This window comes from Shewanella sp. 1311, from assembly GCF_059338235.1.
The window spans coordinates 2,516,173-2,539,862 of record NZ_CM181686.1; the positions used below are offsets into that span (position 1 = coordinate 2,516,173).

Consider the following 23,690-nt stretch of genomic DNA (forward strand, 5'->3'; position numbering starts at 1 on the left):
CAAGTGTACCGCTTTTGCGCCATTCTACCTGAAGGCCAGTCAAAAACTAAGAGTTTTTGCTCTAATCTTGTGCAAGCTGAGTCCCAATATTGCAATCTATATCCGTTTAGCCGCTAATGACATCTCCCTTCCAGAGGGTTTTCTTGCCCCAAATCAGTACTATGCTCCCAAGTATCATTAAGAGCATATCCCAGATAATCCAATCGACTAGATTGCCGCCATCGCGTAACGATGCAAGGCTGATGGACACCCACAGGGAATGTCCAGCGACAACCATCATAGTGAGCGTGACATGCAACACTCGGCGACACATACAGCCAAAACCTAAGGTCAAAGCGCAGGCCCAGTAAGTGCTGAGCACCAGATGACCTACTAACTGCATATTCAGATCACCACTGAGCCAACCCAGCAGCAGACTACACGCCAGCATAATGCCAACGACCACATTCAGCAGTCTTTGCTGGCCACGGCAAAAAGCCGCTATGAGTCCTTTGCGACCATCAAATCCTGGCATCAGCAATAAGGTTTCTGTCGAGCGCGAACGCTGCACTCGGCTCCAATGCACCAGCGAACACATAATCACGCTGAACTGTGCCAACAGCAGTAACACGGGGAAATTCTGATGGAATTGATGCGATAACACCCCAAGCACTAAGCAGACTGCCGGTATGAGCAGCAGTAAAATCGTCAGCATAGGGCCGATAAAAAAATTGGTGGGATGCAGATAACGCTCAAAACGGCTCAAGATACGCATCGATTGCAAATTGGGCAGCCAGAACCAGCCCATTTCGAGGCCATTGAGGTACACAGTTCTCGCCTCAGCACGCCAAGGTAAAGCGCGGCAGATACGGATAATGAAAGCACCTAACGCCACCAGTGCAATCGCGCTTAACCATAGGGGGATATAACCTGTAATCAAGGAGATAAACGGCACTAAAACAAACAATAAAAAGGAGGCGTAAAACCACTGAGTGCTGAGTAAACACAGGCAAATAAAGGCAAAACTCATCACCAAGGCCAACACTAAGGTGGGTAGGCTAGACGTTGAACCCAAAGCTAAACAAAACAATACGCTTATGCCAAATACGCTGGTTAACACCACTGCACTTTGGATATAAATATGGCGGCGATAATGGGGAATTAACTGGGCGCATTCACTCGCCATCAAGCGTATGAGTTGCCATGCTACCGCCGCCGAGCTTGAAACGATTCCCATAGAAAACAACAATTCAGCACTGTCGCTTTTGCCCTGCAACGCTGTAATGCAACCTAAGACCATTCCCAGTAAGCCAGTACCCAAAAAGCTCACACTGCCGACGTCAAAACACCAAAGACGCAGCATGCCATTAAATGGATTCATCAACCGCGTGCCTTTCATTTTAGCTGTTGGCGTGATGTTTAGTTCTGGCGCACTCATCTGTGTAGCTCCATAAAAAGCTGTTCCAGATTAAGCGCTTCGTTCTTTAACACGCCCGATATTGGCGCGCTGTGCTCGCCTAAATCCACCAGCACTGAATCACCGACACGACTCAACACAGTGACCGACTCAGGCAAAACCGTTTCGGGTGCGAGTGTGAGTAAACGCACCTGTTCCCGTAGGGCATCGATTTCTTTAAATAGCACTAATTCGCCGTGTTTAATCAGCGCCACATGACTGGCAACCCGCTCGATATCTGAGGTGATATGGGATGAAAACAATACAGCGGAACCCGATTCGAGGGCGAGATCGAACAAATCGACCATAAATTTGCGCCGCACAATCGGATCGAGACTGGCGACCGGTTCATCGAGGATCAATAGCTCAGGGCGATAGGCCATCGCCATAATCAAGGCTAGCGATTGCCTTTGTCCCACAGATAAACGTTGCACCTGTTGGGTCACATCTAACTCGAACCGTACTAGCCAATCTTGCTCTAATTGCATGTCCCAATTGGGATAAAAACTGCGGTGTAAATCGAGAGCCCGTTCGATGGTAAAACCTTCATAACCAAAAGGTTGCTGCGGCACATAACCTAAGCGCAGCGCATTAGGGTCGATTTACCCGCCCCATTTTGCCCCAATAGCCCAACCACCATGCCCGCCGACAAGGTTAAAGATAAATCCTTAAGCGCCCACTTTTCACCTGCGCCTTTTCCGCGAAAGACTTTATTCACTTGGCTAAATTCAAGTATTGGTGTGCACGCTTGGTCCATCGAATATCATCCTTTTTTATTCTATTTTATCGATAATTGACAGTAGGTTAACGCTAGTCTTGCCAGCGTTCATTTATCAATTGCATTAACTCGGGCAGGCTGACGCCTAGCTGTTTAGCCTGCGACAACAAAGCATCGAGTTGGGGTTCGAGCATGCTCGCCCCCGATGCCATAGTCTCAGTGCGCAGCGCGACTTTTGTCGCTTGGCCGCGGCGGCGTTCGAGCCACCCCTGATCGACAAGCTGCTGAATTGCGCGGGAAACAGTCATAGGATTCACCGCGAGATACTCGGCAATCTGGCGTACAGAGGGCAAGACATCATCCACTTGTAGCTGACCGCCCACAATTAAACGCACGACTTGTTCGTGTAATTGCTTGTAAATTGGTTCACCACTGCTGGGGTTGACATTTAAAAGTTCTAACATTAGCCTCTACACACTGTATTAATACATTGATACACCGATACACTGGTAGTTAAATTAACACACTCGTCCTGAAATGCAAAAAGGAAAGCGCGCATGATAGATAGCATGACACACAGGAAGTTAAGCAAAACCGCTCAACGCCCTTCGCCAACTCGGCCACGGCATGGCGCAACTAATGCCACATGGTGCAAGCGCATGTTAAGCGTCAGCGCACTTATGCTGGCGATGGCAAGTACGGCGACGTGGGCGAGTGATGTGAAAAGCCAAAAGACACAAGCGGCTGATATCGCTAGGAACATGGCTAATAACACCGACACTTGTTATGTGGAAGGCGTATCCGATCGCCTAAACTGCGGTTTTGTGACTGTGCCAGAAAACCCTAACAAACCCGATGGCAAACAGATCCAAGTGCATTACGCCGTTTTGCCCGCGGTGAAAAACGTCAACCATGAAGAAGCCTTGCTCGCCATTGCTGGCGGCCCAGGACAATCGGCCATAGACAATGCCGCGGGTTTCGATGTCATGCTGAGCAAAGTCCGCCAACAGCGGGATATCTTGCTGATCGACCAAAGGGGCACAGGCCGCTCGAATCTGCTGACCTGCGATGAAGGCGCGCAATCTCCACTGTCATTCGATGATGACAATGCCGACACTTTAGCCGAAACCCAAAAATGCTTAGCCAAAATCGATGCCGACGTCACCCAATACGGTAGCCTCAACGCGATCAAAGACTTCGAAGCCGTGCGTCAGCATTTAGGCTACAAAAAACTGCATATTTACGGCATCTCCTACGGCACTCGTATGGCGCAGCTTTACATGCGTTTATACCCGGCACACTTAGCCACAGTGACCTTAGATGGCATAGTGCCGATGCAACAAAGCGTGTTAGAAATCGGCGCGTCGATTGATCGGGGCTTTGATTTACTCTTTAAGGATTGCCAAGAAACCACCGCTTGTCATGCCCAGTTCCCTGAGCTTAAAGCCGAATTCGACCAAGTTGCGGCCTCACTCGCCAAAGCGCCTGTGATGGAAAACGTCTACGATCCTGTCACAGGTGAAAAGACCATGTTGACCATGACGCGCGGTAAGTTCTACGGCTCCATCCGCATGGCGCTGTATCAAGCCAATGTGCGCGCCTTAGTGCCCCATGCGATTCATCAAGCCGCGAAACACAACTTCCAACCCATACTCGGTTTGTATTCCCTCACTATCGACAATGCTGGCATGGCGATGGGTATGCACGCATCCGTGGTCTGTGGCGAAGATATGCACCGTATTACGCCCGCCATGCGCGAGCAGGCTCAGCATTCCTTTATGGGCAAAACTATGCTCGAAGGCTTAGAAGCCACCTGTGAAGTATGGAAAGTCCCCGCGGTCGATGACAGCTTTAGCGAGCCCATCAGCAGCGATATTCCGACCTTGTTGTTATCCGGCAAAATCGACCCTGCGACACCACCGAGTTGGGGCGAGTTAGCGATGGAAAAACTCACCAATGCCAAGCACTTTGTCGCCCCCTATGCGACCCACGGCGTGGCCTATCAATCCTGCGCCAATAACCTGATTGCCGATCTCGTTCGCTCGGGTTCCGTTAAGGATCTCGACGGCGAATGTTTAAAGAAAGATGTGCGCCGCAGCTTTTATTTAAATGCCAGCTCGGTAGAACCGCTTAATGCGACCAGCACAAAAACAACAGATGATAACGCCAGCACTGGGGCCAAGGAGTAAGCCATGATCAAAGTATCCAATCTTTCCAAGCGTATCGGTGACGTACAGGCGCTCAATGACTTAAGCTTCGTCGCACAAAACGGCCAAATCACAGGATTACTCGGCCCCAACGGCGCGGGTAAAACTACCTGTTTACGCACGATTTTTGGCTTGCTGAAACCCGATAACGGCAAAGCAGAAATCGAAGGCATAGATGTCGCCATCGACCCTATCGGTGCTAAGCAGCAACTCGGGTTATTCCCCGACCCTTTTGGTCTGTACGAACGCTTAACGCCACGGGAATACATTCGTTATTTTGCCGAGCTAAGCGGCTTATCCTCTAAGGATGCCAAGGAAGCCACCAGCCAAGTGATTGCTAAATTACGTCTGGAAGACATTAGCGATCGCCGCTGCAAAGGCTTCTCCCAAGGACAAAGGATGAAAACCGCCCTCGCACAGGCCATTGTCCACAGCCCGAGCAATATTATCCTCGACGAACCAACCCGAGGGCTCGATGTGATGAGCACTCGCCTGCTGCGTGACATTCTTATCGACCTTAAGAATCAAGGACATTGTGTGCTGTTCTCTAGCCATGTGATGCAAGAAGTCGCCGCGCTGTGTGACCAAGTGATCGTTATGGCTCAGGGCAGAGTCGTCGCCATTGGTAGCCCCACCGAACTGTGCACCCAAACGGGTAAGGACTCGCTCGAAGAAGCCTTTATTCAACTGATCGGCACAGATGAAGGGATAGCGGCATGATGACCCAGCAAAGATTACGCCCGCAGGTTTTATCCTTTAAAACCTTGATATGTAAAGGCGTGGCATTTAAGAACATGGTTAAAGGAATGACAGTATGAATAAAATAATCGCTATGGTTCGTAAAGAACTCATCGATGCCGCTCGCGATAAGCGCTCCGTGATGGCGGGGCTTTATTACGCCATAGGCACGCCGCTGATCATGTGCGGCCTGTTTATGGTGTTAATTGGTCAGCTAACGAGTCCAGACGATCTTAAAATCACTATTACCAATCCCGATAAAGCGCCGGATTTAGTGCGTTTTTTATCGAATAAAGGCATCAGCAGTGGTGAAGTGAAGGACAGTGAACTTAAAGCCATAGAGCTTATCATCAGTCCCGACTATGCCGCGCAGATGAATCAAGGCAAAGGCGCCGAGATCACGATTGTTGCCGATAATTCCGATGAAAAACTGCAAAACTCAATTCGCCGACTCGAGAAGCAACTGCAGTCCTACAGCACAGAAATGGGCAGTCTACGGCTGATAGCCCGCGGTATCGATCCCCGCGTGATGCAGCCACTGAAGGTCAGTGTCCACGACCAAGCGACAACAGACTCTAAGGGCGGGATGATCTTAGGTATCGCGATTTTCACTATGATTTACTCGGTATTTATCTCGGGCATGAACCTCGCCATAGATACCAGCGCGGGTGAACGCGAACGTAACTCGCTGGCTTTGTTACTTAGTCATCCACTGACAACGCGCCAATTAGTGCTGTCGAAAATCATCGCCGTGAGTCTGTTCGCTTTGCTCGGTTTAGTGCTGATTTTGCTGGTGTCTAAAATCGCCTACACCTTTGTGCCTTGGCAAGAACTCGGCTTTAGCGTCAACATCACCACAGAATTTATGGCGCTGATGTTAGTGGTCGGTATCCCTGTTGCGTTAATGGCCGCTTGCCTGCAACTGTTTGTGTCTTTTATGGCGAAAACCTTTAAGGAAGCCCAGTCCTACCTAACCATGGTGTTGTTTGTGCCCTTAGCCTTGTCGATGGCCGCCAGCTACAACATAGCGCCAGACATACTGCAATGGCTACCGGTCTCGGGTCAGCAACAGGCATTAATGGACTTTATCAAAGGTAAAGACTTGCCCATGTTGCAGTTACTGGTTTCGACCTTAGGCACGCTCGCCATTGCGGTACTACTCGCCTTTGGTATGGAAAGGTCGCTCAAGAGTGAAAAAGTGATCTTCGGTTTGTAGGATGATTCGATTGTTCAACTTGGGGCAATAAACTTTAACCGACAAACTTGGGAACGATAGCCCTGTAGTTCCCAAGTTGAAAACCTCAATAATCACAGGAGTTTGTTATGGAAAACGAATATGTCTTAATGGTGATTATGGTCACCTTCATCATAGGAATCAGTGCCACTGAAATGTTTAAGCACTATCTAAAGGCGCGCCAACTTGGAGTAGGCACCACAGACGATAGCCACCTTAAGGATAAAGTGACTCAACTCAGCCTACAAAACCAAGCGCTAATCGAGCGAGTGCAAGTGCTTGAAAAAATCGTGACAGAGCCAGAGTACGAGCTAAAGCAGCAGATTAATCAGTTATGAGCCCTAAACGAACAAAACAATAAAGCATTGAATTTCAGTGGCTTTATTGTTTTTACAAGCTAGATAGAAGCTTACTTAGCCTTAGGCCTGAATGGTTTGATTACCGACTCATTGCACTCTAAATACGGGCCTTCCATCAAATCGATACAGTAAGGAATAGCGGGGAACACGGCATCTAAACATTCGCGAATCGATTTTGGCTTGCCGGGCAAGTTCACAATCAAAGAATCGCCCCGTAACCCTGCGGTTTGGCGCGATAAAATGGCGGTAGGAACAAACTTTAAAGACTCAGCACGCATCAACTCGCCAAAGCCTGGCATCATGCGATCGCAGACGGCTTCGGTGGCTTCTGGGGTAACATCGCGTTTCGCAGGTCCAGTGCCGCCCGTGGTGACAATCAAGCAGCAATCCTGCTCGTCGGCCATTTTGATCAAGGTCGCTTCAATCACATCCTGCTCATCGGGGATCACTTGATAAATCGGCTCCCACTCGCTGGTGAGGTAGTCGTTGAGCGTGTCGATAATCGCCTTGCCTGAGATATCTTCATAAATCCCCGCGCTGGCGCGATCGCTTACCGTCACAATACCGATTTTTGCTTTGCTCATAGGAAATCCCCAGTGATGTTGAAATGAAACATGCCGAAATAAAAAATATCGACATCAAGCATGGAAGAAGCCGCTACAGCTTCGACCTTTAGCCGCAGCTAAAATAGCATAAATGCTCAGGAAAAGGGGCGACTAAAACGTGATGGGGTTCGCGCTATGCTATTGAAAAATGGCGAGCGGAAAATCTAAAAGACAAAAAATCCAAGGCAAACTCATCAGGCCCACCTTGGATGTTATCGTTAATGCAGTAAAGTTTAGCTAACCTGCGCCAACGTAGGTAAGGAGGGAAACGCGCCCTTTTGCCCGCAGGTAATCGCGCCGCAGCGAGTGGCAAACACCACCGCCGCCTCTAAGTGCGCTTTGCTTTCGAGCCTTTGTTTCAAGGTCAAATTGCCTAAATCGTATTCCAGCTCTAAGCCTAAGGCGAACAGGAAGCCTGAGATAAAACTGTCGCCCGCGGCTGTGGTATCGACGGCTGAGATTTTGGGGACGGGAACGCTAAACCTTTGCTGCACTGTGATGCATTGCACTGGGTTGGCGCCATCGGTAACCAAAATCACCTCAACCCCTTGGGCGAGGCAAAACTGCAGATAATCCTCAAAACTCTTATCCCGCGCCAGCGCTAAATAGTCCGCTTCTTCACGGCTCATTTTCAGCACTTGAGTGTAACGGAAACACTGCTCAACCCGCTCGGCCAGCAAGGACGTATCCTGCCACAGGGATAAACGCAGGTTCACATCGAAACTCACTAAGGTCGCGAATGCATTGGCACAACGCGCACCATAAAGGCTAGTGTTAAAGATGGCGGTTTCGGTAAAGGTATTCGAGCAAAGGTGAAAGATATCAATCCCCTGCCATGGAATATTGTCAAAATGCTGATTGCTGTAGCGCATGTCGGCTGTGCCATTTCGGTTAAACTCAAAGGTGCGCTCACCCTGTTCATCTAAATTCACCAGCACAATCGCGGTAGCGGCGCCCGGCACTTCGGCCAAATAATCGGTCGCCACGCCCTGATCCGCTAAGGCTTGCTTTAACATAACGCCATAATGGTCGGCACTGATGCCACCGGCAAAATAACTCTTACCGCCGAGTTTAGCGTAACCCACGGCCACATTGGCGGGCGCGCCACCCGCAATCGGCTGATGATGCTTGCCCGTGGCATCGGTTGGCAGCAAGTCTACTAACACCTCACCGAAACTGAGTAATACCGTCATTTTCACTCCAACTTTGTTTTCTATATTCTGCACTTTGTAGCAGGCAAAAAGCCCACTTTCATGGGCTGTTTTGGGCTTAGCATTTTTTCTGTAAAAACAGTTTCTGTAGCAAGATCCGCTTAGAACTCGTATTTAAGCGTCGCACTTGTGGTGCGGCCATTAATAGTACGGGCACGGATGATATTGTTATCAGGGATTGAGCCTTCTTCCGCTTCAGTAATACCAGTGGCATTAAACAAGTTGTTGACGTTTAAAGACACACTCATGGCTTCGGTCAGATTGTAAGTTGCAAAGGCATTTACTTGGTTGTAACCGTCGAAACTTAAGTCGTTATTATCTTGAGCATAAGAATCCGTGGTGCCGATTAAGTTAACGCCCACTGAACCTTGGTCAAAGTTGTAACGGCCCATCAAAGAGTAGATAAAATCAGCCTGTCTTCTTGGGGTATTGCCCACGACTTCTGGCGTCAATGCATCTTTGGCAATCTCAGCATCGGTCCAGGTCAGGTTGCCTCTAAAGTCGAAGTCACCGATAAAATAGGCCGACTCGATTTCGATACCTTTGGCTTTGTACTTACGGTCGAAGAAACGTTGGCTGGTAGCTTCAAAGTTTTGCTCTTCGGTTTCTGAGTAGAACGCCGTCGCGAACACAGACAGATCATCGTAACGGTACTTAACACCTAACTCATACTGGTCAACGATATCAACCGCATCTTCCTTCGCCACTGAACCATCGGCACGCACCTTACCAAATAACAGACGGTCGGCATTGGCGCGGCCACCGTGGCTCAAGCGACCAAAGGCGGCTAAGTCACTGGAAAATTGATAGTTAGCACCTAATGAGTAAGAGGTGTAGCTCCAATCGTAATTCACTGGCTGAGGGTTCGCATTATCGATAGAAGACACGCTCTGCTCAGGGATTGAAATCACTCCATCGAGATTCATATCCACTTGCGATTGCACGCTACCCGCGTAGTTACCGCTGGCATCACCACTGTCATAACGCACACTGGCATCGAGCGACAAGTCACCAAAACTCGAGGCTAACGCGAGATAAGGCGCTTTAATGCTGTAGTCGGTATCGTAATTACGTTGGCAACAATTTCCCCAGTAAGGTACGCCGTAACCATAGAGGCCATTGTCAGAATAGGCAGTGCCATCGGCGGCAACCACATCTAATAGCGCTGCATTATCGCCTTTGACTTCCATCAGATAAGAGTTCCACATCCAACTCATGCCGATGTTTTGGGTGGCATTGTAATAGCCTAAGGTCACGCTGGTATCGTCGAAGGTTTTAGTCAATTTAAAATCGTTTACGATTGAGCCAAAGTCATTCATCTGCACATCAAAGGTATTGATACGCATGGCTAAACCGTCCATCTGACTACCCGCATTAGGTCCATTGGCGTAAATCAACTTAGCGCCAGTGCCAGCAATACTGGTGGCAATGTCGCTACCGTTGGCCACTTCGGCTGGGAATGGCGCGATGAAGTTGCCGCTCACATCGGAGAAACGGAAACGGTTTTCGACCTGCCAATCGTTACCTAAATCGAAGGAGGCTTCTAAGCCGACAGAATTAACTACAGGATTCATGCCATCGCGCATATCGCCACGGCGACGTTCTCCGTCGGCACCTAAGCTCAAGGTTGACTGGAAATAAGCGGATTGAATCGCATCGGATTTAGCATCAAAACCTGGGATTGAACTGCCATCTGAGTACATAGGCATAGGTAAGTAACCAATGCTTTTATCGTCTAAATGTTTGAAATACAGACGAACATAACCCTTATCGAATTCTTTGGTTAAGTTAGCTTTGATCTGGCCGCCTTTGTTGGCGTTATAGCCAGCGTCGCGTGGGCCTTCGCCCGTGCGCACAAAACCGCCCACATGAAAACGCAGGCTGTCGTTGATGCTAGTGCCGTATTCAAAGTCGGTACGGAAAGTGTCGTAATCCAGCCCTAAGGTGGTAGCAACACTGCCCGAATCCGAAGTACCGGTTTTACTGATCACGTTGATAATGCCGCCGGGCGCATTACTGGCCGCAGTCGATGCCGAGCCACCACGGATAGATTCAATGGTTTGCACTGTTGAATCTAAGCGTAAAAAGATGTCTGCGTTACCGAAGGCGATATCGCCAAACTGCAGGATTGGCAAACCATCTTCTTGAATTTGTAGGAACTTAGCACCACCAGACGCCACAGGTAAACCACGCACGGCAATGTTAGCGTTACCTTCACCGCCAGTAGACTCGACCTTCATCCCCGGAATAATACGAAATGCCTCGGCCGATGAACGTGGTGAGCTCACTTCAAGCTCAGCCAGTGACACACTGCTGACTGACACACTCGAGTCCATAACACGAGTGCCGCGGGCAACCCCAGTCACGGTAATTCTTTCTAAACCTAACGCGTCTTTCTTGGCTTCTTCCTGTTGCGGTGCTTCGGCTGCCCAAAGGTGAGAACTCACCAACACGGCCAATGTACTTAACAAGAATTTCTGTGATGTGCTTTTTATCATTTTTATGTCCCCACCCATATTTGAGATGCAGCCCTATCTCCCCATGGCTGCCTCTACCGAATTGTGATTAATCGAAGAACCATCTTAGTGATTGCTCAAGGTCATATTGAACTTAACCTTGAATCAACTTAATCGATTAAGTTAACAAGTTAGCAACTTGGCAACAAAAAGCAAGTGCGTTTTTTGCACAGTTTTGGTTCTCACTCTAGGTGCACTAGGTCAAAGTATTGATTAATTGAAGAAATGTGACAGAAAAATATTTTCTGTCACAACCCAAATTAGTGCGCTTCAGCCGTTAACAAATGACGGGCAGGATCTTTAACGAGATTAAATCCGCTCAGGAGGCATAACAAAATGGCAAAACCAGTGGCGAGGTAGAAGCCATATTTAACATGGCCGAAAATATCGCCCACTAACCCCATCAACAAGGGGCCAACGGCGGCGGACACGGCAGTAAAAAACAGAATCACCCCAGCCACAGAGCCATGCTGATCTACGGGAAAACAACTAATCCCCTTAGAATTAAGCGTGGGATACATCATCGACATAAACAGCCCGGACAAGGGCAGCAAGATAACAGCGGCCTCAATGCCGTAGATCATAGACCCAAGATAACAAGCACTTATCGCGAAGCTAAACCAGAACATTACTTGCTGCCACGGGAAGCGATCGAGCACCCAACCCCCTAAAAAGCGCCCACCCGCACGCAGAGTAAAAAAGATCGTCAGGGCATAAGCGGCCAATGTGGTGTAATCACCTTGATAGCTTTGCAACAAGGTCGGCATCCACACATAAATCGCCACTTCGGTGGCAACGTATAAACCTATAGCGAGTGAAAACCCTAATGCATAAGGGTTTTTCATCATCTTAAAAGTGCTGGCAAGGTTAATGGCATCCGTCGAGGAACGTTTGATTTGCGGATAATCCGCCCGGTAAGCTAACAAACACAGCACTAAACAGAAGCAACCCGCGCCAAAATACAGATACTTCCAAGAGACGCCGCTGATCAGTAAATAACTAACAATGGCTGGCCCTATCATGGCGCCGACACCAAAGTAGCCCTCCACCGTATTCATAGTGCTCGAATGCTGTTTTGAGGAAGTCGAGATATCGCCAATAAGCCCGAGTGCGCCGGTTTTAAAGACGCCAATCGCCGTGCCGACAAAGGCGAGTAGGAACAAGAAATAGTAAAACGACTCACCCAGCGCGAACATAAAACAGGCGAGCGCGAATAATAATAACCCCAATAGAATGGTTAACTTACGCCCAATTTTATCCGCCAAGAAGCCTAAAAATAGTCCACTCATCGCGATAAAAATCATCGGCATATAATGGAAAGCACTGGCCTGCGACATGGACAAACCAAACTGGGATATCAACTCTGGAATAATGACGCCCACGGCATCTGAGGTCATAGCGAACATGAAAAACATTAAATATGTGAGTACCCGAATACGGGTGTGATTGCGGTTATCGCAACCTTTTGAATCACTTACCATACCATTCCACCTTATCGTTATTATACCTACTCGCTCTCAGCAGCTCAGTAACTGCATGCTGAAAGGGTTTCGGCTTTTGTGTACAGCAGTGAGCCAGCCTCCCCCAAAACTTGAGACTAACTCAAAAATCCAACAAACCACTTGAATAATGTTTCATATTGGTTAAATATACAACTTAATCGATTAAGTTTAGTTGTGCAATCAATTAAAGATTGCCATAAACCTTTACTCTAAAAAGACAACTCAAGCGTGGGCAAAGTATGAAAAACCAAGTGCAACTGATCACCTATGTCGACAGAATTACCAATGCCGGGCTCAAGGAGCTCAAAGCGCTGCTCGATGACGAGTTGCAAGGTCTATTCGGCGGCGTACATCTTTTGCCTTTCTATTTCCCCATTGACGGCAGCGATGCGGGCTTCGATCCGATAGACCATGTGCAAGTCGATTCACGCTTAGGCAATTGGGATGACGTTAAACGCATTGGTGATGACTACGACATCATGGCCGACCTTATCGTTAACCACATGTCCGCCGAATCGCCAGAATTTAAAGACGTGCTCAAGCACGGCAAACAATCGGCTTACTGGGATTTATTTTTAACCAAAGACAAGGTATTTCCTGAGGGGTTAAGCGAGCAAGATCAAGCTGCTATCTATCGTCCACGTCCAGGAAGTTGTTTTAGCACTTACACCTTAGCCGATGGCTCGACCGAAGAGTTTTGGACCACCTTTACCCGTAATCAAATCGATATCGACGTTCATTCCGCCGCGGGTAAAGATTATTTAAACCGAGTGCTGGCGCGTTTCGACCACTGTAAAGTGAATCTGATCCGTTTAGATGCTGCGGGCTATGCGATTAAAAAGCCCGGCACTAGCTGCTTTATGATTGAAGAGTCCTTCGAGTTCGTGGATAAATTAGCTAAGCAAGCCAATGAGTTAGGCATGACAACGCTGGCCGAAATTCATTCGCACCACATGACTCAAGTCGAAATCGCCAAGCAGGTCGACATGGTGTATGACTTCGCCCTGCCACCGCTCATCTTGCACACGCTGTTTAGCCAAGATTGCCAAGCCTTGACCCATTGGCTGGAAATGGCGCCGCGCAACTGCATTACCGTACTCGACACCCACGACGGCATCGGCATTATCGACGTCGGCCCTATGGATGGATTACGCGGATTATTGACCGAAAATCAAATCGATAATCTAGTTGAAACCATACATGGCAACAGTAAGGGCGAGAGTCTACAAGCCACAGGCGCGGCCGCCAGCAACGTCGATTTGTATCAAATCAACTGCACCTATTACGATGCCCTCGGTCAGAATGACCTAGATTACTTGATGGCGCGGGCGATTCAGTTTTTCGCACCGGGTATTCCGCAGGTGTATTACGCGGGTCTGCTGGCGATTCCAAACGATATGGAGCTGCTCAACAACACCCACGTCGGTCGCGATATTAATCGCCCTTACTTGAACCGTGAAAAAGTGCAGCAAGCCATGCAGAAACCTGTCGTTAAGGCGCTGACTAAACTGATTAAACTGCGTAATAGCAGCCCAGCCTTCGATGGCCGCTTTACGATGGCATCAGCAGAACGCACGTTAACCTTATCTTGGACAGCGGCCGATTCGCAGGCGAGCCTAACCCTCGACTTTGCCAATAAAGATGGCCAAATCATCCTTTTAAATAAGCAAGGTAAAGAGACACAAGTGTCGTTATCAAAACTGCTGGCTCAAGCATAAGCTTGCGTTCCTATTCGGGCTTGAGCTTAGGTTTAATTTCAAGCCAAGCGACATAGTTTTGAGATAGCAAAAAGGCGCATTCATTGCGCCTTTTTTAGTTAAAAGATGTAGAGACTAGCAGCTCTTACCGAGACGTAATTCATAGCCCAAGACTTCCGCATGCACGGCATCACTAACAAACATTTGCGCCGCTTTTCGGCCCTTCTGCTCAGAGTATTGATAGACGGTCGTTAACGGCGGATTTGAACGTGTGCCTTCATCTATGCCATCAAAGCCCACGACTCGCACATCTTCAGGAACATTCAGCCCCATGGCCTGCGCCTCACCGAGCACACTCAAGGCGATTAAGTCACTCATGCATAAAAATACATTCGGCCGTGGAGTCGAATTCAACGCTTCTTTTGCCGCTATCGCCGCATAGTCGGCATTGCTCTCGGGGATATTCCAAATGCGGTCCTGCCCCAGTACAACGCCCACTTCTTCAATCGCTTGCAAGTAACCCTGTAATCTTTGATGGGCAACAGAGGTGTCGATTTCTAACAAATTCAAATCATACACACGGCAAGTTAAGTGGGTATCGAGCAAACGTAGCCCCAAAATGGCCACATTGTCCGCGGGCGACTGCAATGCCAGTTTCGCCACTTCATAGGCGGCTAACTTATTGTCTATGCTCACAGATGCATTGCGGTGGATATCAAAATCGACCGTGACGACCTTTTTCTTAACCTGCTTTAACTGCTCGGCTAACAGGGCGTTGCGCGGGCGACCATAACAAATAAAACCATCCACAAAGTCGGCCACCGCATTCACGCTGTCTGAGCTGCCCGAAAACAGCAGCAAATTGAGCTTTTCTTGCTCCAAGACAGATGCCACGCCCTTCATAAATTTACTGGCGACGGGATCGGACACCATGTATTCCACGCTGTCCGACAGTACCAAGGCAACAGTATCAAACTTGCCCTTACGTAGGGATTGAGCCGCTTTATTTGGCCCGAAATATCCCAACTTAGTGCAGGCAGCCAAAATGTCGTTACGACGTTTTTCCGATAATTGGTCGGGGCGATTAAACGCGTTAGAAACAGTGGCATTAGAGACACCCAACTCGTTGGCTATGCTCTTTAGGGTCCAGTGTTTTGTTGTCATGCTTATGTCCTGGAATCGAATAAGGCCACAAAAATACGGCTCAGCGCAAATAGTACACGGCTTAAATGGGTCGCGCACCTGCAAATCTAGGCTTAATGCGCAGTTTCGCTATCGTGATCTTTTAATGCCGTTGCAGGGGATAGAAAGCCGACTATCGCGGCACACAATGCCACACCCGCAGCGGCCATAAATCCATATTGGAAGGCGTGATGCACCACCTCTGTCGGCAATGTTTTAATGGCGGCGATGCCAAGTTCAGAACCCGTGAGTGGCAACAAACTATAAAGCAGCACGCTAAACAGCGCAGTACCAATAGCAGCGCCCATAGAACGACACAGTGACACCATAGCCGTGATCTGGCTGAGTCGCGGCTTGCCCGACACGCTCTGCACCACGAGCTGCACACTCGGCATCACAGTCCCTAACCCTATCCCGACCAACACACCTAAGCCGCCAATCACATTGGCATTAGGCGGCACAAAGCTAATCAATAACAAGCCGATGAAAGCTAAACCCATACCAAAGGTCGGCAACCACTTAGGCGCGACATCTTTACTTAACAGTCGGCCCGCAATCGTAGAGCCAGTGACAATACCAAAGGTCATAGGCAAGAGCAGCAAACCGGTTTTGGCGGGATTGGTGTGTAAGCCCACTTGCAGATAAATCGGCAGGAAGAAGATCATCGCAAACAAACAAGCCGCAAACAGCGCCGCCGTTAGTAGTGGCATATACACGGCCTTATTCGCCAGTAAATCTAACGGCAGAAACGGGCTAGCCAATCGCCGCTCCCACAATAACAAGCCTAAAATCCCAACCACCACAAAGACGGCAAAGCCTAAGCTGGTCGCAGAAAGCCAAGCAAACTCTTGCCCAGCCACAGATAACCAATATAACAGTGCGGTGATAATGGTCGGAAACAAGACCACGCCCACTAAATCAAACTTGCCTTGGCGCACGGGTTTAACGCTGCGCTTATGCAGCCCATTGAGTCGCCATACCGCCAGCATGGCCAGTGGAATATTCGCCCAAAATAGCCAATGCCACGAATAAGCGTGCACCACAATACCGCCAATGACAGGGCCGCCAACACTCGCAAGGGTAAACATAGCAGCAAAATAGCCTTGGAAACGCGCCCGCTGCCGAATGGGAACTAACTCACCAATCAAAGATTGAGACAAACTCATCAAGCCGCCACCGCCCATGCCCTGCAAAATACGTCCGGCGATCATGTGATCCATAGTGCCCGCACTCGCCGAAACGATGGAACCCAGTGCAAAAATCACTATGGCGATCATCAGGATTTTCGCGCGACCGAAGTTATCCCCTAACCAGCCATAAATCGGCACAGAAGCGGCCATCGCCAGCATATAACCGATAGTGATCCACGAGGCTTGGCGCAGGCCGCCAAGATCTTCAACTATGGCTGGCGTCGCCGTGGCGAGTAAGGTTTGATCGACCGCCGCCAAAAACATGGGCAAGAATACGGCCGAGAAAATGGCGAGAAAAACAGAAGTCGGTAAAGGGTCACTCTGGGATAACGCAGGCTCTAAGGACATATTGTCTCCGCTAACTCATCAGCCCAAGTGCATAAAAGAAAGTGCATAAAGAAGATGTGCTAAATTCGCCGTGCATTCCAATACTTAGACGCCCAATAACTGTTATGCAGGCTCGAAATCTTCACCCCTTGGCTAGTGGAAACATGGAGAAAATTATCGTCTCCCACATAAATGCCGACATGGTGCGTGCTCCAACCTGTCTTGAAAAATACCAAGTCGCCCTTGCGCAGTTGATTTCTCGGCACGGGTTTCCCTAGGGCTTGCTGTTCTTCAACCGTGCGCGGCAAGGTCATACCCAACATCTTCTGATAGGCAACCGACACAAAGGCCGAGCAATCTATGCCCCGCTTAGTGCCACCGCCTAAACGATAGGGCACACCGCGCCACTCAGAATGCAGTTCGGAGATATTGCTATCGTTCCAAACCGTGGCGGGTTCAACTTGCTTTACCACAGGCTTAGGTTCTGGCGCGCTAGCACAAGCGCCAAGGCCTAAGGCTAAGATAACTATCAGTAATCGTTTCATAGCTTCAAACTCATTGCAGGCAGATTTCACAGTAACGTAATTTTGAGTTTTTATCAGGTAAATTCAGGGCGGCTGGGGATCAAAACGCCCCAACACCCGCGCACTCTAGCAGACTAATGTAACCCAAAGCTTAAAACTATAACGCGGTCCACAATAAACGTACGCCCACCAGCACCATTAAAATCAAGATGATGCGCTTAAATAACCTGTCGTTAATTTTATCTTGAATAAACAAACCTAGCTTTACCCCTAACCATGCCAGCGGCACCAGTAACAGGGAAACTAAAATATTCTCTTGGTTAATCTGCCCAAGCAAACTGTAGGGGATAAGCTTGACCAGATTTACCACAGCAAAAAATACCACAGCCGTGGCTAAAAATTCTGCCTTAGCCAAACGCAGCGGCAACAAATAAGCGTTGAGTGGCGGCCCGCCCGCATGGGCAACAAAGCTAGTAAATCCCGCTGTTAAGCCACACAAGCGTCCTACTAGAGGTGAAGGTGATGCTTGGGTTTTATCCCCCAGAATCAAACCATACAAACCAAAACCAAGGGACACACAACCTAAAATCGCCCGAAGATATTCTTCATTCAACCTATCAAACAACAGATAAGCGATAAAAATACCCACTATCGCCGCGGGCAGTAATATCCATAAATGACGCGGATTATGTTGCCCCCACCAAGAACGCACACTCAAAAAATCCATATAAATCAGCAGCGGCAACATAAGCGCCGCCGCTGTGGTAGGGCTAATGGCCAGCGCCAATAGCGGGACAGTTAAGCCGCCCACGCCACCCGCAAAACCGGATTTAGAAATCCCCGTAATCAACACTGCGGGTATAGCCACCAACCAAAAAAGAGGGTCCGTTAACATCAACACATCCTGAATAACGCTTTATGGCTATCAAGTTACCTGTTGTTGAGGTGATAAAAAAGCAAAAAATCCGCAGCCATTTAGCTGCGGATTTTTGTTTTAGCTTTTGGCTAAGCCGGACTAAGTGTGTGTGCTTAAGCCGATTCTGCCGTCATGTTCACTAAGCGCGGTGTACTCTTAGTCGCTTTCTTGGCTGACACTGGGTTTTTAGGTTCTGGTAAACGTATGGTTAATGACATCACTAACGCCACCACCAGCAGCACTAAAATCACGTTGAAGGTCGCAATAAAGCCACCGAATAACGAGGCGACAATCGAACCGATAATGCTGCCGACACCAAAACCTAAATAGATAACCCCATAGTTTTTAGTCAGGTTATTCAGGCCGAAGAAGTCGCTCACCAATGATGGATAAACAGTAATTGTGCCACCAAAACTAAAGGCAACACAGGCAACGGCAACGAAGAACAGGTTAGCATTCAAAGGGATGAACAGCAGTAACACCATACCGACTAAAGTGATGATCTGCGCCAGCGAAATAACCCGAATGCGGGGGATTTTGTCCGACAGGATACCCAGCACCAAACGACCACTGAGGTTCGCCATGGCAATTACCGCAACCGCATTAGCAGCGACCAATACTGGCAAGTCGACCATCTTCTCGCCGATATCTTTCGCTACACCAATCACATACAAACCACTCATACAGGCGGACAGGAACATCAATGCCAGCATCCAATATTGCGGTTTACGCATGGCTTCTGCGAGGGTGAAGTCGCGGCTTTCGGCTTGCTGACTTGCGGCTGATTGTGCAGGTGCATCTTTCATCAACATGCCGCCACACAACACCAGCGCCATGGCGATTAAGCCCCACAGTTGGAAGGTAGTTTCAAGGCCAGTATTTTCGAGTAACAGCACGTTGATGTACTTAAATCCAAGGCTACCTAGACCATAAGCGCCAATCGCTAACGCCGAAATCAGCCCTTTGCGTTCGGGGAACCACTTCACACAGTTAGATAAAGTCATTAAGTAGCCAGTGCCATCGGCAAAGCCCACTAAAATCCCGGCACACAGGTAAAGCATCATCAAGTTACTGGCTTGGGCAGTGAGTAAGAATCCCAGCCCGAGTAATAGGCCTGCGCCTAAGGTGACATTACGCACACCGAAGCGTTCCTGTAATTTGCCCGCCATGGAAGAAGCCACGGCCAAAGACAAACTCAGCAAACCAAATACAAACGCCACTTGGCTGACAGGCTCGTCGAGCTTAGCGGCCAACTGCGCATTGAACAGGCTCCAAGTGTAAACTGAGCCGAGTGCAAACTGGGTGATAATAGTACCAACTAAGGTCAGGCACCGAGTACGGTTCATCTCTTTAGTCATGATGCATCTCGCTTTAGGGGATCAGGAATTGAGTCCACTATAAGAGAGATGCTATTCGCGCCGATCAATTAAGGCATGAAATACAGATCTGCAGGAATGAATGACAATTACAGCCTCATCAGCTGTCGAAAAGCCTTAATATTACTACGGCTAACGGGCACCTCGAACGACAAATCATGCAAGCGGATCAGGTAAGTGCTATTGAACCAAGGCACGATTTCGCGGATCTTGTTGATATTGACGCAATAGGAACGGTGGCAACGGAAAAAGCCCTCGGCGGGCAAGCGGCTGACAAACTCGCTAATGGTCATTTGCATCACATAACGGTCGGTGCGGGTATAGACATAGGTGAGTTTTTCATCAGCCTCGGCGTAATAAATTTGCTCGCAAGGCGTAACGATAATCCGCTCACCTTTGACTAAGTTCACGGTACGACTGGCATTACTCGCCGCTTCATGTTGCGGCTTTGGCGCTTGTCGCCCCGCCTGTTCAATCTTCTGCAATAAGCTGATGATCCGCGGCTCATTATAGGGCTTGAGAATATAATCGAAGGCTTCGAGCTCGAACGCTTCTACCGCAAATTCTTTATATGCAGTCACAAACACCACATGGGGTGGATGGGTCGATTTATGCAGATTCTTCGCCAGCAATAGGCCATCGATGGACGGAATTTGGATATCCAAAAACACCACATCAACCTCATGATCCTGCAGATATTTAAAGGCCTCCAAGCCATCCTCAAAGCTTGCCACTATGTCTATTTCACTGTGGCTCTTTACTAAATACTCCAGCTCCTCACGGGCCAGATATTCATCTTCAACTATGATGGCTTTTAACATACTTGCGCCTCATTTTCCGGTAAATAAAAGCTGACTTCAGTCCCAGGCTCCAGCCGTTTAAGCTGCAGCCCTTCGCCGTACAATAACTTCACCCTCTGGTGCACATTCATCAACCCAATACTGCTGCTTTCTATGCGACCCGCGGCGACGCCATCTATCACCTCTTGGCTGATGCCATAACCAGTGTCACGCACGGCCACGCGAATGCCAGAATCAAGTTTTTTCACTTCTATGGTCACTCTGCCCGGTGCACTGCGCGGCTGAATGCCGTGCAAAATGGCGTTTTCCACCAGCGGCTGCAACAAGAGGCAAGGTACACAAAAATGCACATCGTCGACATCGAACACCACTTCAAGCTTGTCGCCAAAGCGCGCCTGCTCGATCGCCACATAATCGCGGACTTGTTTGACTTCCTCTTGGATATCAATCAGCTCATCGCCCTTGGCTAGGTTATAGCGCAGATAATCGGCCAGATTGGCAATCAACTCCCGCGCCTGCTGTGGCCGAATACGGATCAAAGAAGAAATCGCATTGAGGGCATTAAACAAAAAGTGCGGGTTAATCTTGCTCTGCAGCGCAGTAAACTCCGCCTTGCGGGTCATCTCTTGCAGTTGCTCGATACGCGACACTTCCATCTGGGTCGAAATCAACTGCGACAAGCCCACCGCCATCTCTCGCAGCGAGCTGGTAATCCGATAGTTATTGCGATAATAAATCTTCAGCGTACCGCTCACAGTGCCGTTTTCACGCAGCGGGATTATGATGACCGAATGAAAATCCGATAAATGATATTGGCGTAAGTCGTTGTTAATAATGTTTTGATCTAGCTCTATCGCCCTTTGAGTCATCTCGCTAATCGCTTGATGACCATCGACCTCGTAGTAATCTTTGCCAACGCCCATATAGGCCAATACATCGCGAGTATCGGTAATGGCCACGGCATCGGCGTGAATTTCATTACGGATCACGCCGCACACTTGCTCTAAGGCATGGCGATCAATTTTGCGGAAGAAAGGTAAGGTTTTGTTGGCAATATCCAGCGCTAGCTTGGCCTGCTTGGCGGCAATGAGCTCTTTCTCATCGTCGAGATCTTGCACTAGCTTGATAATCAGTCCGATACACACAGTGCCCGCAATCATGGGATAGGCAATGTGACTCACAATCTCAACACCCACTTGGTGCGGCTCTGTCAGTAGCCAAATCAACAACATGGTCAGTGTTTCGCACAACATGCCCGCCACAATGCCATAAATCCATAACTTAGATTTGGGGCATTTGTAGTAAATCCAGGTCGCCATTAGACCGGCAATAATGCTGGCGATTAAACACGGAATCGAGGTATCACCATCCATATCAATCAGATATCTATGCAGCCCCGACAGCACGCCCGCGGGAATACCAACCCAAGGGCCAAATAATATCCCGCCGGAAATAATCGCGATAATCCGCACGTTGACCAACGCGCCTTCAACCTCAATGCCGGTATAGGTACTGAACACCGCAAATAAGCAAAATATCGCCGCCACTGAGACCAGCTCTGCGGGAGTGTGATTACGCTTTTGGAATAAACGCTGGAACGGTCGAGTGCGGGTTAAAAAGAACAAGGTCATCAGCATCAAGGCTGCCCGTTCAAATACCGCCAGTAACATCATTTGATTTTCGAGCACGCTTTCCCCTTAATCAATCACGCTGAGTGACAGCCTAATTCTATATGTGAATTCTATCTGTGTTAGTGTTAAGCAGTATGCTGAATGGATTACGGCTTAGGCTGGCAATGTCGCCGCCAACACCTGTACCGATAAAAGATAGACTCGATTTTGCAGATCTGAATTAACGCGTGAAGGATAAAAATCACCGAGACTAACCCAGAACTCGTCCGCTATTACGGCTCGAGTAAAACATCAAACGCTAATGCCCCACATAAATACAGGCTTGCTAAAGTAAAGGACAGCAAAAACTCCCATACACGCGGGCTCAGTCACAGATTCACGTTTGAATTGGGTTAACAGAGTTATCCAAGGGCGATTTTAACAGCTCAATTACCCAGTCATATGACTGCGTCGATTTGCAAAATCCACGGGAATACCCGAAGCTAAAACCTTCGGCTCGAATGCAAGATGGGATCTGAAACCAGTTCAGCATGCCAGACTAACACTAACTAAGTGTGTCCTCGCAAAGGAAGTAAGGAGCGAACATGAGTGAAGTTCAAGCACAGTTTTATGGTGGCCCTAAGGAATGCCCTATTGAAAATGGCCGCATTCAAGTTCAACGAATTTCCCCAAAAATCAGTGATGTCGGCGGCATTCCGGTCGCACGGGCGATCCCACAAAAAGAGCGTCGTCTTATCGGCCCTTGGTGTTTCCTCGACCATATTGGCCCAGTCACCGACGGCCCAGAGTTAAACGTTGGCCAGCATCCGCACATTGGGCTGCAAACTTTTACTTGGATGCTCGAAGGCGAAATCATGCACAAGGACAGTCTCGGCAGCGCCCAAGTGATCCGCCCTAAACAAGTTAACTTGATGACCGCCGGACACGGTATCGCCCACACCGAAGAATCCGTCGCAGGCCATAGCACTATGCACGCGGCGCAGCTGTGGATTGCCCTGCCGCTTGAGCATAAAGACACAGCGCCGAGATTCGATCACTATCCCGAACTACCCACTTGGCACGATGCGGGCGTTGATTTCACCCTACTAATTGGCAGTTGGCAGCATCAACAGGCACCCACATTGCACTTCTCGCCGATAGTGGCGATGGATTTATTTGCCGCCGAAAACACTGAGCTCACCCTGACTCTCGACCCGAGTTTTGAATATGCCCTCATGCCACTCGAAGGCTTTTTCCGTATCGATGATCAAAGCTTCAACAATAATGACCTCGCCTATCTGGGGATGTTACGCGAAAGCGTCACGGTCGAACTCGACGCGGGTTGCCGCATATTGCTAATCGGCGGCGCACCACTGGCCGACCCTGTCAGTATTTGGTGGAACTTTGTCGGCCACAGCAAAGACGAAATTGCTAAGGCTCAAGCAGATTGGGAAGCCCACTCGACACGTTTTGATACTGTGCCCGGCTATGAGGGCAAGCGCTTAGTGCCACCGCCGATACCTTGGTGATCTTCAGCTAAAGA

General features: G+C 48.9%; 19 protein-coding genes and 1 pseudogene. 6 read left to right on the forward strand and 14 right to left on the reverse strand.

The window, feature by feature from the left end; genetic code table 11:
- Positions 1–106: 106 nt before the first annotated feature.
- The 3 genes and pseudogenes from AC5YB3_RS11345 to AC5YB3_RS11355 form a co-directional block, all read right to left on the reverse strand.
- Entirely contained in the window at positions 107–1,417 is a 1,311-nt protein-coding gene (locus AC5YB3_RS11345; protein WP_494527138.1) for an ABC transporter permease, read from the reverse strand.
- A pseudogene (locus AC5YB3_RS11350) lies at positions 1,414–2,192 on the reverse strand (ATP-binding cassette domain-containing protein). Before AC5YB3_RS11350 ends, AC5YB3_RS11345 begins: the two are co-directional and overlap by 4 nt.
- 53 nt (positions 2,193–2,245) lie before the next feature.
- Entirely contained in the window at positions 2,246–2,617 is a 372-nt protein-coding gene (locus AC5YB3_RS11355) for a GntR family transcriptional regulator (protein ID WP_006084836.1), read from the reverse strand.
- Positions 2,618–2,710: 93 nt separating this feature from the next.
- Here AC5YB3_RS11355 and AC5YB3_RS11360 point away from each other — a divergent pair, with 93 nt between their 5' ends.
- The 4 genes from AC5YB3_RS11360 to AC5YB3_RS11375 all read left to right on the forward strand — a co-directional run bounded on the left by AC5YB3_RS11360 (position 2,711) and on the right by AC5YB3_RS11375 (position 6,670).
- Positions 2,711–4,342 (forward strand): alpha/beta hydrolase, encoded by a 1,632-nt coding sequence (locus tag AC5YB3_RS11360; RefSeq protein WP_494527139.1) that lies wholly within the window; start codon positions 2,711–2,713, stop codon positions 4,340–4,342.
- A 3-nt stretch (positions 4,343–4,345) separates the two neighbouring features.
- Complete coding sequence (locus AC5YB3_RS11365; protein ID WP_011982027.1) at positions 4,346–5,080, forward strand: ABC transporter ATP-binding protein; 735 nt, start codon at positions 4,346–4,348, stop codon at positions 5,078–5,080.
- Between the two features lie 94 nt (positions 5,081–5,174).
- On the forward strand, positions 5,175–6,314 hold the full coding sequence (locus AC5YB3_RS11370) for an ABC transporter permease (RefSeq protein ID WP_494527140.1): 1,140 nt from the start codon (positions 5,175–5,177) through the stop codon (positions 6,312–6,314).
- Positions 6,315–6,421: 107 nt separating this feature from the next.
- Entirely contained in the window at positions 6,422–6,670 is a 249-nt protein-coding gene (locus tag AC5YB3_RS11375) for a hypothetical protein (RefSeq protein ID WP_427723679.1), read from the forward strand.
- A gap of 71 nt (positions 6,671–6,741) precedes the next feature.
- Here the strand turns inward: AC5YB3_RS11375 and mog are convergent, their stop codons facing one another.
- From mog to AC5YB3_RS11395, 4 genes are all read right to left on the reverse strand, one after another.
- Entirely contained in the window at positions 6,742–7,275 is a 534-nt protein-coding gene (gene mog / locus AC5YB3_RS11380; RefSeq protein WP_106648670.1) for a molybdopterin adenylyltransferase, read from the reverse strand.
- A gap of 254 nt (positions 7,276–7,529) precedes the next feature.
- A complete protein-coding gene (locus AC5YB3_RS11385) occupies positions 7,530–8,489 on the reverse strand; it encodes a carbohydrate kinase family protein (protein ID WP_494527141.1) in 960 nt (319 codons plus the stop codon).
- Positions 8,490–8,608: 119 nt separating this feature from the next.
- The gene (locus AC5YB3_RS11390; protein ID WP_494527142.1) at positions 8,609–11,005 is read right to left on the reverse strand and encodes a TonB-dependent receptor domain-containing protein; all 2,397 of its coding nucleotides are present in this window, start codon (positions 11,003–11,005) and stop codon (positions 8,609–8,611) included.
- A gap of 278 nt (positions 11,006–11,283) precedes the next feature.
- Positions 11,284–12,504, reverse strand: coding sequence for an MFS transporter (locus tag AC5YB3_RS11395; RefSeq protein WP_259578810.1), 1,221 nt, complete (start codon positions 12,502–12,504; stop codon positions 11,284–11,286).
- Between the two features lie 260 nt (positions 12,505–12,764).
- Between AC5YB3_RS11395 and gtfA the strand changes: the two genes are divergently transcribed.
- Positions 12,765–14,243: a sucrose phosphorylase gene (gene gtfA, locus AC5YB3_RS11400; RefSeq protein ID WP_494527143.1), complete on the forward strand. Its 1,479-nt coding sequence runs from the start codon at positions 12,765–12,767 to the stop codon at positions 14,241–14,243.
- 114 nt (positions 14,244–14,357) lie between these two features.
- Here gtfA and AC5YB3_RS11405 read toward each other — a convergent pair whose 3' ends face one another.
- The 7 genes from AC5YB3_RS11405 to AC5YB3_RS11435 form a co-directional block, all read right to left on the reverse strand.
- Positions 14,358–15,386 (reverse strand): LacI family DNA-binding transcriptional regulator, encoded by a 1,029-nt coding sequence (locus AC5YB3_RS11405; RefSeq protein ID WP_494527144.1) that lies wholly within the window; start codon positions 15,384–15,386, stop codon positions 14,358–14,360.
- A 92-nt stretch (positions 15,387–15,478) separates the two neighbouring features.
- Positions 15,479–16,942 carry an MFS transporter gene (locus AC5YB3_RS11410; protein WP_494527145.1) on the reverse strand — a complete coding sequence of 488 codons (1,464 nt, stop codon included), beginning with the start codon at positions 16,940–16,942 and terminating at the stop codon, positions 15,479–15,481.
- A 59-nt stretch (positions 16,943–17,001) separates the two neighbouring features.
- A complete protein-coding gene (locus tag AC5YB3_RS11415; RefSeq protein ID WP_006083761.1) occupies positions 17,002–17,466 on the reverse strand; it encodes an NlpC/P60 family protein in 465 nt (154 codons plus the stop codon).
- A gap of 136 nt (positions 17,467–17,602) precedes the next feature.
- Positions 17,603–18,340, reverse strand: coding sequence for a sulfite exporter TauE/SafE family protein (locus tag AC5YB3_RS11420; RefSeq protein WP_006084819.1), 738 nt, complete (start codon positions 18,338–18,340; stop codon positions 17,603–17,605).
- A gap of 134 nt (positions 18,341–18,474) precedes the next feature.
- A complete protein-coding gene (locus tag AC5YB3_RS11425; RefSeq protein WP_494527146.1) occupies positions 18,475–19,719 on the reverse strand; it encodes an L-lactate MFS transporter in 1,245 nt (414 codons plus the stop codon).
- Between the two features lie 107 nt (positions 19,720–19,826).
- Positions 19,827–20,558 (reverse strand): LytR/AlgR family response regulator transcription factor, encoded by a 732-nt coding sequence (locus AC5YB3_RS11430; protein ID WP_006083764.1) that lies wholly within the window; start codon positions 20,556–20,558, stop codon positions 19,827–19,829.
- Positions 20,552–22,225, reverse strand: coding sequence for a sensor histidine kinase (locus AC5YB3_RS11435; RefSeq protein ID WP_006083765.1), 1,674 nt, complete (start codon positions 22,223–22,225; stop codon positions 20,552–20,554). Before AC5YB3_RS11435 ends, AC5YB3_RS11430 begins: the two co-directional genes overlap by 7 nt.
- 527 nt (positions 22,226–22,752) lie before the next feature.
- Between AC5YB3_RS11435 and AC5YB3_RS11440 the strand changes: the two genes are divergently transcribed.
- Entirely contained in the window at positions 22,753–23,676 is a 924-nt protein-coding gene (locus AC5YB3_RS11440; protein WP_259567333.1) for a pirin family protein, read from the forward strand.
- Positions 23,677–23,690 lie beyond the last annotated feature (14 nt).